Annotated in this window: 9 protein-coding genes; 5 read left to right on the plus strand and 4 right to left on the minus strand. The window is 65.5% G+C overall.

What is annotated here, in order from left to right; genetic code table 11:
• Positions 1-3 precede the first annotated feature (3 nt).
• Complete coding sequence (gene ligA, locus WDC82_RS01240) at positions 4-2175, plus strand: NAD-dependent DNA ligase LigA (protein WP_340115414.1); 2172 nt, start codon at positions 4-6, stop codon at positions 2173-2175.
• 13 nt (positions 2176-2188) lie between these two features.
• On the opposite strand, the gene WDC82_RS01245 is transcribed toward ligA, so the two are convergent.
• On the minus strand, positions 2189-2596 hold the full coding sequence (locus tag WDC82_RS01245) for a GFA family protein (RefSeq protein WP_340115415.1): 408 nt from the start codon (positions 2594-2596) through the stop codon (positions 2189-2191).
• A gap of 275 nt (positions 2597-2871) precedes the next feature.
• On the opposite strand from WDC82_RS01245, the gene WDC82_RS01250 reads away from it, so the two are divergent.
• The 3 genes from WDC82_RS01250 (at position 2872) to WDC82_RS01260 (ending at position 6453) form a co-directional block, all read left to right on the plus strand.
• Entirely contained in the window at positions 2872-3873 is a 1002-nt protein-coding gene (locus WDC82_RS01250) for an AraC family transcriptional regulator (protein WP_340115416.1), read from the plus strand.
• A 586-nt stretch (positions 3874-4459) separates the two neighbouring features.
• On the plus strand, positions 4460-5725 hold the full coding sequence (locus WDC82_RS01255) for a hybrid sensor histidine kinase/response regulator (RefSeq protein WP_340115417.1): 1266 nt from the start codon (positions 4460-4462) through the stop codon (positions 5723-5725).
• A 152-nt stretch (positions 5726-5877) separates the two neighbouring features.
• The gene (locus WDC82_RS01260; protein ID WP_340115418.1) at positions 5878-6453 is read left to right on the plus strand and encodes a hypothetical protein; all 576 of its coding nucleotides are present in this window, start codon (positions 5878-5880) and stop codon (positions 6451-6453) included.
• Between the two features lie 81 nt (positions 6454-6534).
• Here WDC82_RS01260 and WDC82_RS01265 read toward each other — a convergent pair whose 3' ends face one another.
• Positions 6535-8769, minus strand: a complete 2235-nt coding sequence (locus WDC82_RS01265; RefSeq protein WP_340115419.1) for a xanthine dehydrogenase family protein molybdopterin-binding subunit — start codon at positions 8767-8769, stop codon at positions 6535-6537.
• Between the two features lie 4 nt (positions 8770-8773).
• On the minus strand, positions 8774-9232 hold the full coding sequence (locus WDC82_RS01270) for a (2Fe-2S)-binding protein (RefSeq protein WP_340115420.1): 459 nt from the start codon (positions 9230-9232) through the stop codon (positions 8774-8776).
• 377 nt (positions 9233-9609) lie between these two features.
• On the opposite strand from WDC82_RS01270, the gene WDC82_RS01275 reads away from it, so the two are divergent.
• Positions 9610-9879 carry a hypothetical protein gene (locus WDC82_RS01275; RefSeq protein ID WP_340115421.1) on the plus strand — a complete coding sequence of 90 codons (270 nt, stop codon included), beginning with the start codon at positions 9610-9612 and terminating at the stop codon, positions 9877-9879.
• Between the two features lie 25 nt (positions 9880-9904).
• Here WDC82_RS01275 and WDC82_RS01280 read toward each other — a convergent pair whose 3' ends face one another.
• The gene (locus WDC82_RS01280) at positions 9905-11752 is read right to left on the minus strand and encodes an aminopeptidase P family protein (protein ID WP_340115422.1); all 1848 of its coding nucleotides are present in this window, start codon (positions 11750-11752) and stop codon (positions 9905-9907) included.
• Positions 11753-11839: the final 87 nt, after the last annotated feature.

Here is an 11839-nt window from a genome sequence, read left to right on the forward strand (position 1 = left end):
CCGATGCCGAAGAAGCCTGCGCTTAAAAAGCCCGCCGTTGATGAGTCCTATACCGGCGTCGCGGTCGAAGACCTGACGGCCGAGCAGGCGACGGCGGAACTGGAACGCCTCGCGAAGCTGATCTCCTATCATGACCGGCGCTATCACGAGAAAGACGATCCGGAGATCAGCGACGCCGACTACGATGCGCTGCGCCGCCGCAATGAGGCGATCGAAGCACGTAATCCCGAGCTGATGCGCGCCGACAGCCCGTCTCAGAAGGTGGGCGCCGAGCCCGCCGCGGGCTTCGGCAAGGTGAAGCACAAGGTGCCGATGCTCTCCCTAGGCAATGCTTTCGAGGAACAGGAGGTGGAGGAGTTCCTTGCCCGCATCGCGCGCTTCCTCGGCCTCGCCAAGGAGGACGCGGTTGAGATCATGGCGGAGCCGAAGATCGACGGCCTCTCCTGCGCCCTGCGCTACGAGAAAGGCAAGCTGGTGCAGGGCGCGACGCGCGGTGACGGCAGCACCGGTGAGGATATCACCGCCAACGTGCGCACCATCAGGGATCTGCCCAACGCACTGAAGGGCAAAGACTGGCCGGAGGTGCTGGAGGTGCGTGGCGAGGTCTACATGTCCCGCCAGGCCTTCATGGACATGAACAAGCGCCAGGAGGAGGCCGGCGAGAAAATCTTCGCCAATCCGCGCAACGCTGCCGCCGGCTCACTGCGCCAGCTGAACCCGGAGATCACGGCGTCGCGTCCGCTGCACTTCTTTGCCTATTCCTGGGGCGAGGTGGCCGGCGACCCGGCCGAGGCGCTGGGCGGCACCATGAAAGCGGTGCGCGACAGCTTCCACAAATGGGGCTTCCAGCTGAACGAGCCAGCGCGGCTGTGCCAGGGCCTCGACGCGCTGCTGGACTACTACCGCCATATCATGGCCGAGCGCCCGGATCTGCCCTTCGACATCGACGGCGTGGTCTACAAGGTCAACCGCCTGGACCTGCAGAACCGCCTCGGCTTCGTCAGCCGTGCGCCGCGCTGGGCCATCGCCCACAAGTTCCCCGCCGAACAGGCGCAGACCGTCCTGCACGAGATCACCATCCAGGTCGGCCGCACCGGTGCGTTGACGCCGGTCGCCAACCTGGAGCCGATCTCGGTCGGCGGCGTCGTCGTTTCCCGCGCTACCCTGCACAACGAGGACGAGATCGCCCGCAAGGACATCCGCGAGGGCGACCACGTCATCATCCAGCGCGCCGGCGACGTCATTCCGCAGGTCGTCGAGGTGATAAAGGACAAGCGCCCCAAAAGCAGCAAGCCCTATCATTTCCCCGACCACTGCCCGGTATGCGGCAGCCTGGCCCTGCGCGAGGAAGGCGAGGCGGTGCGTCGCTGCACCGGCGGCCTGATCTGCAAGGCGCAGAACTACGAGCGCCTGCGCCACTTCGTTTCGCGCGACGCCTTCGATATCGAAGGGCTGGGCGGCAAGCACATCCAGGCCTTCCTCGACGACGACACGATCAGAACACCGGCCCACATCTTTTCTCGCCTGCCGAAGCTGGAACCGGAGATCAGCGAACGCGAGGGCTGGGGCAAGCAGTCGGCGGCCAACCTGGTGAAAGCCATCGAGGCGCGCCGCACCATCGGCCTCGACCGCTTCATCTACGCCCTCGGCATCCGCCAGGTCGGCCAGGCGACGGCAAAGCTCCTGGCGCGCAGCTACCACACGCTGGAGCATTGGCGCGACGCCATGACCCATGCCTACCGGGAGCGCAAGCAGCAGCCGGAGGCGCGAAAGGCGGAAGACGTCGGCGAGCATTACGCCGATCTCTGCAACATCGAAGGCATCGGCATGAGCGTCGCCGATGACCTGGTGTTCTTCTTCGGCGAGGACCACAACCTGAAAGTCCTGAAAGACCTGGAAGACGAATTGACCATCGAAGAGGTGGCAGCACCGGCAACCACCGGCTCGCCGGTGGCCGGCAAGACCGTGGTCTTCACCGGCACCCTGGAGACCATGACCCGCAGCGAAGCCAAGGCGCGCGCCGAGACCCTCGGCGCCAAGGTGGCCGGCTCGGTCTCCAAGAAAACCGACTATGTCGTCGTCGGCGCCGACGCGGGCTCAAAGGCCAAGAAAGCGCAAGAACTGGGCGTCGAAATCCTCAGCGAACAGGCATGGCGCGACCTGATCGGGGGATGAACGCCGCCGCCCCCTACTCCGGGTCCTTGTCGTAGGTCCGGGTTCCCGGCGGCAGCTGCACCCAGGGATGGCGGCGGCAGTCGTAGACGGAGGCCCGCGGCGGCGGAAAATCCGGATCGGCGAAGGCGCCGACGGCGACCGCAACCGAGCGGTCCTCGTAACCTTCCTCTGTGTGGAACACCGTGGTGCCGCAGACCGGGCAGAAGCGGAATCTGAACTGAGCACCCTGGTCGCCTGTGCGCAGGTACTCGGTCGCCTGGCCGAAGACCTTGTAGGGCGCGGCAAAGGCCGCCAGGGCGGCGAAGACGCTGCCGGTGCGGCGCTGACAGGCAAGACAGTGGCAAAGGCCGACGCCCCGGGGCTTGCCCTCGACTTCGATCCGCAATTGGCCGCAGGAGCAGGAGGCTGTCCGGGATTCCATAATGCACCTCAAGCGGTGATAACCGTTCCGCAATTGAGAGCGAGGAGACGCGGAGCGTCAAGGTCGTCCCAGCGCAGCGGTAGAAGGTCTGCCCAGATTCTTATCTCATATTGCGAATCCACGGCGCCGATGCCGGCAGGAAGCCGTAGAGACGCTTGACCGCCGGATGCCGTAGCGGGATCAATTGTCCGTTGAATGGCGACACCCGACCTCTAAACCAGTAAAGGGTCACGATGCCGGCGGTGCGAATGGTGACAGCCGTTTGGGCACGCCAAGTGGCGGAGCTGCTGGCCGCGCGCGGCCGGGCGGCAGAACAGATCCTCCAGGAGGTCGGACTGACGCCAGCGGATCTCGAAGCTCCGGATGCGCAGATCCCCTTTGCCAAGTACGTGGCCCTGCTGCAGCAGAGCGCCGACCACCTGAACGACCCCTGCTTCGGCCTGCACCATGGCGCCGGCCTCGATCCACTCGATGCCGGTGCGATCGGCTACCTCGCCGCGAACTCACCAACGCTCAAGGCCGCACTCGATAACTACCTGAACTACCTGTGGATCAGCACGCAAGGAATCCGCGTCGAGCTCGCCCATGAAGAGTCGGAAGCCGAGCTGAGATTCGAACTTCAGGATTCAGACGTGGAGCGCAGCGAACAGTGGTATGAATCCGTCCTCGCTGCGGCGATCAACATCTGCCGCTTTGTCGTTGGGCGCCGGATCACACCGAAAGCCGTCACGATGAAGCACCGACGTGAGACACATCTGGACGCGTTCAGGAAGTACTTCGGCGTTCCGGTTGTCTTTGGTGCGTCACGGTACACGATCACCCTGAGCCGCGACCTTCTCTCCCTTCCCTGCCCGTCGGCGGATGCGCGGCTGTTTCGCATCGTGAGGGCCCACTGCGAGGATTTGCTGAAACGGAGCCGGCAGGCGGAGAGCTTTCGCGAGGAAGTCGAACTGCTGGTTGGCAGCCTGCTGCCGACAGGAACGGCGACCGCGGCGAACGTGGCTGCCACCCTCGGCATGAGCGAGCGCACGCTCTCGCGGCGCCTCGCCGACGAGGGCAAGAACTTCCGCCAGGTGGTCGAGGAACAGAGGCGAAAATCGGCGTTTCGCTACCTCGACGAATCAGCTTTCCGGCCGGCACAGATCGCCTATCTGCTGGGTTATTCCGAGCCCAGCGCCTTCACCCACGCCTTCCGCCGCTGGACCGGCCAGTCGCCCAGCGATTACCGCGGCGCAGGTGCCGCACCATCCAGGCACGCTGGCGAGTCAAATCAATAGATTGACCGGATTTCCCAAGCGGCAACGCTCGCATTCACGCAGGGAAATCAGTAGCTATTTCTCCATCAGCAAGCGTCGTCTTCGGTGGCGCAGCCGATGAGGCGGTCGGTGCCGGCCAAGCCATATTCGCGCCTGGCTCGGCCGGCCGAGCAGCGACAATCTCGCGGTCGCGCGGCACGAACTTCAACGAGCAGCTTGAAAACAAGTGCTGGTGCTTCGGGGGGAGATGGGCCTGAGGCGATGGGGTCAACCCGCGTCGTTCCCCAAGTCAGGGTGCCTCAACACAAGCCTCGGGCCCATCTTGCTTAAGACGTCACGTACTCGATAACGCGAAACCGAACCGTACCAGTACAGCCTTCTCAGCACTGCCCGGCCGGATTGTCCCCCCACAAACCGGCCGGTTCTTCTTCAACCGGATGAACAGGGCGCTGCCAAGCGCGGCGCCAAATGAAATCATTGCGGACCGAATTGCGGAATACCGTCAAAAATGTCTTTCCCCGCCTATGCCAGAACGGGCGCCAGTGTGTCCACGCCACGGCGCGGCGCCTGTTCACGAGCGCGTGCGACACCGGCGCTCCGTATCGCAATGCCCGACACGACTGAGATCTCCAACTCCCCGCCACAGCAACCGTCGCACGCCCGTATCCTGGTGGTCGGCGAGTCCGCGGCTCCCGGCTCCGTGCTTCGGCATATTCTGCTGACGGAGGGCTACAGCGAAACTCAATGCGTCCCCAGCGCGCGCGAGGCGTTCGGCATGCTGGCCGAAACCACACCCGACCTCGTTATCGTCGACGTTGCAGGACACGATGCCGACGGTTTTGATCTGCTAAGGACTCTCAGCAGGCGGGCGCAGGAGCAGATCCTGCCGGTGCTTGTTGCCTGCGATGGCGCAGAATTGATGACCCGGCTGCAGGCCTTGGAAGCCAGTACACTGGAAATCATCGGCAAGCCGCTGGAGCGGTTCGAGGTAGCGTTTAAAGTGCGCAATCTCCTGCACACGCGGCGGCTCTTCGAGGAACTCAGGCAATCCAAGCTTGCCGTCGAGCGACAGTTCCTGGAACGCACGACGAAGCTGAACCATGCCCTCGATCTGCTGACGAAAGCGGAAAGGGAACTGGCAAAGCGACTTGCAGAATCGCAGAACGAAAGCCGCGGGAAGTCGGCGTTCGTGGCGGATATCGGCCACGAGCTGCGCACGCCCCTGAATGCCATCCTCGGCTTCTCCGAGGTGATTCGCGACCAGCGGTTCGGGTCCGTCGGGAACCCGAAGTACGTGCAGTATGCGCTCGATATGCACGAAGCCGGCACCCATCTGCTGCGAATCGTCGAGGACCTGCTGGAGCTCAGCAAGGCTGAAGCGGGCAAGCTCAACATCCGCCTGGAAAAGGTGGTGGCGCGCGAGGTCGCGGCGTCGAGCCTGCGCATGCTTTCCGGCCTGGCAGAACAGGCCGGCGTCGATCTGAAAGTTGATTTCGCCGCGGATTTCCCCACCCTGCACACGGACAGGCAGCGCCTCAGCCAAGCCCTGATCAACATCGTCACCAACGCTGTAAAGTTCACGCCTGCGGGCGGCTCGGTCACTGTAAAGGGGCGGCGCGAACCCGACAGTGGTGCAGCCGTCGTGATCGTCAGCGATACGGGGATCGGTATCGCAAAGCGCGACATCCCCACAGCGCTCAGTCCCTATGGTCAGGTGCGATCCGCGCAGCGGAGAAACACCAAGGGCACCGGCTTGGGTTTGCCGCTGACCAAGCGCATTGTGGAAGCCCTCGGGGCAACCTTCGAGCTGGTCAGTAAGCCCGGAGAGGGCACGGTGGTGACCTTCCGCTTTCCTCCCGAGCTCGTGGGCTGACGCCTCCTGCTGTATTCAGAGCAGGCCGCCTGCTCCACGGATACCGTCGCGCAAGGGGCCGGGGGAACGATTCGGCGGCTGAGGAGTCTTCCTCCTGAGCGGCGCCCTGTCTGCGAGTGGGCGCATCGAGAGCATTCAGCGCTGGAGGAGTGATGTCCGACGCAAGCGGCTCCCCGACAACCCATACCGAAGCCGTCGCCGTGTTCAACGACGTCAACCGGTTGCAGGCCGCGATCGACGACCTGCTGAACCACGACTTCGATCAGGCGGAAATCAGCCTGCTGGCCAGCGACAAGGCGGTCGACTCGAAGCTCGGCCATCTCTACGAGCGCGTGCAGCAGTTGGAGGACGCGCCGGATGCACCTCGGGCGGCGTACGTCTCAACCGCGGACCGCGGCGATGCCCAGGGCGGCCTCATCGGCGGTCTGATGTACATCGGCGCCCTGGCCGCTGCCGGTGCTGTCTTCGCCTCCGGCGGCACTTTGGGCGTGGCCTTGGCCGGTGCCGCTGCGGCGGGTGGCGCCGGCGGCGCTGTGGGCGCGGGTCTGGCGAAGTTCATTGGCGACAAGCACGCCACTGAACTGCAAGACCAGCTTGCCCGCGGCGGCCTGTTGCTGTGGGTGCGGACCCGGGATGCAGAGATGGAAGACCGCGCCCAAGCGATACTGCGCAAGCACGCCGGCCAGGACGTCCACCTCCACCAGATGAGCGACCCGCAGGAACCATAACCGGGGTCGACAAAAAAGAACCCCACCCCGGCTGCACGCCGGGGTGGGGTTTCGCTGCAGCTTAGGCTCGGGGGGAGAGACCTAAGCCGCGCTGAGGCCATGCAGAGCGAAGGGCAGCGCGCGGATCCGCCGCCCGGTCGCCTTGTAGACCGCGTTGGCCACTGCCGGACCAATCGGCGGTACGCCCGGCTCGCCGACGCCGGTCGGCGCCTCGCCCGAAGACACGATGTGAACTTCCACCTGCGGCATCTCGTCGATGCGCAGCGGTAGGTAGTCGTGGAAATTCGACTGGTCGACACGGCCGTCGGTCAAGGTCACCGCGTTGTGCAGCACGGCGCCCAGGCCATAGCCGATGCCGCCCTCCATCTGCGCCTGCACCTGATCGGGCGTCACCGCCAGGCCGCAATCAACGGCGCAGACCACCTTCTCCACCGTGATGGTACCATCCTCGGCGACGGAGATCTCCGCCACCTCGGCCACAAAGGTGTTGAAGGACTCGTGCACGGCGATGCCGCGCGCGCGGCCTGCCTGCGGCTCCGTACCCCAGCCGGCCTTCTCCGCCGCCAGCTTCAGGACGCCCGCATGGCGCGGATGGTCCTGCAGCATCGCGAGGCGGAATTCCACGGGGTCCTTGCCCGCGGCCTCAGCCAGTTCGTCGATGAAGGCCTCGGTCGAATAGGCGGTGTGGGTACTGCCCACGGCACGCCACCACAGCACCGGCACTTTCACGTCGGTGGTATGCAGGTCCACCGTCATGTTCGGCACGTGGTAGGGCAGCGTATTTGCCCCCTCCACCGAGGTCTGGTCGATGCCGTTTTTAATGAGACCTTCAAAGGGCGTGCCGCTGACGATCGACTGGCCGACGATGCGGTGCTGCCAGGCGACCAGCTTGCCCTCGGCGTCGAGCCCGGCCTTCAGGCGGTGGAAGTACATCGGACGGTAGCGGCCGCCCTGGATGTCGTCCTCCCGCGTCCACACCAGCCTTACCGGCGCCCGGCCGCCGATCGCCTTGGCGACGGAGACGGCCTCGGAGACCATGTCGGCCTGCGGCGTGGCCCGGCGGCCGAAGCTGCCGCCGGCGAGCATCGTGTGGATGCGCACCTGTTGCGGCTGGAGGCCGAGGATCGCCGCAGCGGCACCCTGGTCGACCGTCTGGATCTGCGAGCCGGCCCAAATGTCGCAGGTGCCATCGCCCAACTGCACGACGCAGTCGAGCGGCTCCATCGGCGCGTGAGCGAGGTAGGGGAACTCGTAATCCGCCTCCAGGACTTTCGCGGCGCCTGCCATGGCGGAAGCCGCGTCGCCATCCTGCCGCGCGATGTCGCCCGGCTGTTCGGCCAGCTTCTTGTACTCGGCCATGATCTGATCGGAGCCGCGGGTCTCGCCGGTCGACTCGTCCCACTCGATCTTCAGAACATCGCGGCCCTGCTTGGCGGCCCAGAAGCCTTTGGCGACCACCGCGACGCCCGCCGGCACGGCAACGACATCGGTCACGCCCTTGACCGCCAGAGCTTCGCTGTCGTCGAAGGACTTCAGCGTCGCCCCGAAGAGAGGCGGACGCGCGATCAGCACCGTCAGCATGCCGGGCAGGGTCATATCCAGCGTGTAGCGCGCTTGGCCGCGTGCCTTGGCCGGCGAGTCGAGGCGCGGCAGCCTGGTCCCAACGAGAGTGAAGTCCTTGGGATCCTTCAACGTCACTTCGGCAGGAGGCTGCAGCGTCGCGGCCTTCTCCGCGAGCTCGCCGAAGCTGGCCTGCCTGCCGCTCGCGGCATGGCTGACCAAGCCCTTCTCGACGGTGACTTCACCGGCCGGCACGCCCCAGGTTTCCGCTGCCGCCTGGACCAGCAAAGCGCGCGACATTGCCCCCGCCCGCCGCAGCTGCTCGTACGAATTGGCGACGGAGGAAGAACCGCCGGTGCCCTGCACCGGACCCCAGGAGAGATTGTTGTAGAGGCTGGCGTCGGCGGGTGCGTGCTCGGCACGCATCTGCGCCCAGTCGGCATCCAGTTCCTCGGCCACCAGGGCAGCGAGCCCGGTGAACGTTCCCTGACCCATCTCGAGGTGCTTCATGAGCACCGTCACGGTGTTGTCAGGGGCGACCCGTACAAAGGCGTTGGGGACGAAGACGGCATCGTCAGCCGCCGGGGTGGCGGCCGCCGCCATTTTGTTGCCGCCGGCAAAGGTGAAACCGATGACCAAGCCGGCGCCGGCCGCGGCCGAGGCCTTGAGGAACAGCCGCCGGCTCGCCGTGAGCGGCACTGCGGCAGCGGGCCGCAGCATCTGTGGATTCTTGCTGTCGAGAATGTGTGCCAGCATAGGCTCAGGCCTCCATCAGCTTGGCCGCCTCGTGAATGGCGGCGCGGATACGGACATAGGTGGCACAGCGGCAGACGTTACCGCTCATCGCGGCGTCGATGTCATCGTCACTGGGCTTCGGGTTCTCGCTGAGAAGGGCGACGGCGGACATCACCTGGCCGGACTGGCAATAACCGCACTGGACCACGTCCAGCTTGTCCCAGGCGGTCTGCACCGCCTTGGCGGCCTTACCGTCTATCGCCTCGATGGTGGTGACCTGGCTGCCTTCCACATCGCTGACCGCGGTCACGCAGGACCGTGTCGCGACGCCGTCGACGTGAACCGTGCAGGCGCCGCAGAGCGACATGCCGCAGCCGAACTTGGTGCCGGTCAGGCCCAGCTCATCGCGGACGACCCAAAGCAGCGGGGTATCGGCGGCAACGTCCAGTTCACGTTCCTCGCCATTGATTTGAAGCTTCACCATGTGAACGGCTCCCCTGAATATCAGATGGTGTTTGGGAGTCCTGGAGGGCCTCCGGCCCCCGAGAACGCAGGTAGGTGTGCAGGCCCAGCGGGCCTGATGACTGACTGAGACTATGGGGCCGGTCTGCGCCGGCTTGCTGAAAGGAAAGAGGGGAGCTTGGAATGCTCCCCTCATTAAATATTTGGAACGCGACGGCTTCCCGACAAGGGCAGATTGCAAAAATTCAACCAGTTAGCGACCGAAACCGGGGATATACACCGCTATCGGTAGAAAAAATGGCCGCATACCAGCAGATTCGCGCAGAGCTAAACAAACTTTTTACCGGCTTTCACTTAGCTTTGCGCCAGCCCCCCAGTTCAGACGAGACAGGCAGGATTATGCTGACGGCAAACGAAAGCCTCGAATTCATTCTCGACCAGGTCCAGGATCTGGGCCGCGGGAACAAGTCCCACGAGAAGGCGGCCTATCGGGCTCTGATTCACATGACGCAGCGCTGGGCGGAGCCGACCGACCTCTTCATCAGCGAAGACCTGCAGATGGCAGAGCGCATCGGCCAGGATCTGGCCGACATCGCGCGCCACATCCAGGATATACAGCACGCCTACATGAAGGCGCTGTTCGACCTGCACTCCGACAAGATGGCCTAGGGCCGCCCTCTCTCCCGGATACCCATCAGCTTCCCAGAGGCGCCGTCGCCGCCTCCAGCCAGACCCGTGCCGCCGCGTCCAACTGCGGGGCGATCTCCGCGCGCACGCGGGCGTGATAAGCATCCAGCCATTCGGCCTCTTCCCGGTTCAGCAGGTCTAGCTCGACAAGACGCCGGTCGATCGGCGCCAGGGTCAGGGTTTCGAAAGCGAGCATGTCGCGCTCTTCGCCCTCCCGCTTCGGGCTTTCCGTCACGGCCACCAGGTTCTCGATGCGGATGCCGTAGCCGCCGGTCTTGTAGTATCCCGGCTCGTTGGAAACGATCATACCGGGCTGCAGCGCTACCGTATTCGGCAGCTTGGAAATGCGCTGCGGTCCTTCATGGACATTCAGGTAGCTGCCGACGCCGTGACCCGTCCCGTGGTCGTAGTCGAGCCCTTCCTGCCACAGCGCGTAGCGCGCCAGGGCGTCAAGCTGGCTGCCCGTGGTGCCCTTGGGAAAGCGTGCACGGGCCAAGGCGATGTGCCCTTTCAGCACCAGGGTGAAGCGTCGACACATCTCCGCCGAAGGCCTGCCGATCGCCATCGTGCGCGTCACATCGGTGGTGCCGTCGCGATACTGGCCCCCTGAATCGCAGAGAAAGAGTTCACCGTCACCGAGAGGCCGGTTGGTCTCTTCGCTTACCCGATAGTGGACGATGGCGCCATTCGGCCCCGCCCCCGCGATGGTGTCGAAGGAAAGGTCGCGCAGCTCGCCGGTCGCGCCGCGAAAGGCGGCAAGGCGCTCGGCGGCCTCCAACTCGCTCACAGGGTCCGTCCCCGCCCGCGGCTCGGCCTCGGCGTTCAACCAGTGCAGGAAGCGGCTGAGCGCCGCGCCGTCGCGCCGATGGGCGCGGCGCATGCCGTCCAGCTCGGCGGCATTCTTGCAGGCCTTGGGCAGCAGGCAGGGATCGGCGCCGGCCACCACCTCCGCCTGGGCCGCGCGCAGACGCTCGAAGGTCCAGCGCGCCGCCGTGCTCGGGTCGACCATCACCTTGGCGCCCGCTTTGCCGAGACGTCCGAGGCTGTCGGCGAGGCGCTCCGGCGTCTCAACCGCGACCGCATTGCCAAGGCCGGCGGTGACCTCCGGCGTCAACTTGTCGGGGTCGACGAACCATTCGACGCCGCCGTCAGCGTGCAGCACAGCAAAAGACAACGGCAACGGCGAGTGCGCCACATCGCCGCCGCGCACGTTGAGCAGCCAGGCGATAGAGTCCGGCAGCGTGATGACCGCCGCCGCGATTCCGGCCTTGGCGAGCTGGGCGCCCAGTTCCTCGCGCTTCTCGGCGCTGCTGCGACCGGCCAGCGCCAGGTCGTGCGGGCGGATCTTGGCTTTGGGCGGCGCCGGGCGATCGCCCCAGACGGCGTCGATTGGATTGCCGTCGAGCGCGACCAGGCTGGCGCCCAGGGCGGTCGTGGTCTTTTCCAAGCGGCGCACCTGCTCCTCGGTGTGGAGCCAGGGGTCGTAGGCGAGGCGCTGGCCTGGCTTCAGGCGGCCGTCCAGCCAGTCGGCGAGCGGCTCATCGCTCACATGACGCGGCGCAAAGACGCTCTCCGGCACCTCATGGCGCACCTGCAGGGTGTAGCGGCCATCGACGAAAATTGCCGCTTCTTCCTGCAGCACGCAGGCGAAGCCCGCCGAGCCCTTGAAGCCGGTCAGCCAGGCCAGGCGCTCGGCCGAGGGAGCGACGTACTCGCCCTGGTGCTCGTCGCCGCGCGGCACCAGGAAACCCTCGACCCCGCGCCGCGCCAACTCCTGGCGCAGGGCGTCCAGTTTGCCCTCGGTGGAGAGGCTTGCGGCGGCGGTGGAGGCGCTCGCGGACGTCAGGTCAGCCATCGGCCAAGGCCCTTTTGTTTCAGTTGTTTCACTCATGCAGGGGCTGCAATGCTGCAGTGCGGAAATGCCACTTTCAACCGGCGCTTG

The organism is Pelagibius sp. 7325 (assembly GCF_037652055.1).
Classification (GTDB): domain Bacteria; phylum Pseudomonadota; class Alphaproteobacteria; order Kiloniellales; family Kiloniellaceae; genus Pelagibius.

Coding starts and splice junctions, on each gene's coding strand:
- WDC82_RS01255 (WP_340115417.1), top strand. CDS start 4,460: ATGCCCGACACGACTGAGATCTCCAACTCCCCGCCACAGCAACCGTCG.
- WDC82_RS01260 (WP_340115418.1), top strand. CDS start 5,878: ATGTCCGACGCAAGCGGCTCCCCGACAACCCATACCGAAGCCGTCGCC.
- WDC82_RS01245 (WP_340115415.1), bottom strand. CDS start 2,596: ATGGAATCCCGGACAGCCTCCTGCTCCTGCGGCCAATTGCGGATCGAA.
- WDC82_RS01265 (WP_340115419.1), bottom strand. CDS start 8,769: ATGCTGGCACACATTCTCGACAGCAAGAATCCACAGATGCTGCGGCCC.
- ligA (WP_340115414.1), top strand. CDS start 4: ATGCCGAAGAAGCCTGCGCTTAAAAAGCCCGCCGTTGATGAGTCCTAT.
- WDC82_RS01270 (WP_340115420.1), bottom strand. CDS start 9,232: ATGGTGAAGCTTCAAATCAATGGCGAGGAACGTGAACTGGACGTTGCC.
- WDC82_RS01275 (WP_340115421.1), top strand. CDS start 9,610: ATGCTGACGGCAAACGAAAGCCTCGAATTCATTCTCGACCAGGTCCAG.
- WDC82_RS01280 (WP_340115422.1), bottom strand. CDS start 11,752: ATGGCTGACCTGACGTCCGCGAGCGCCTCCACCGCCGCCGCAAGCCTC.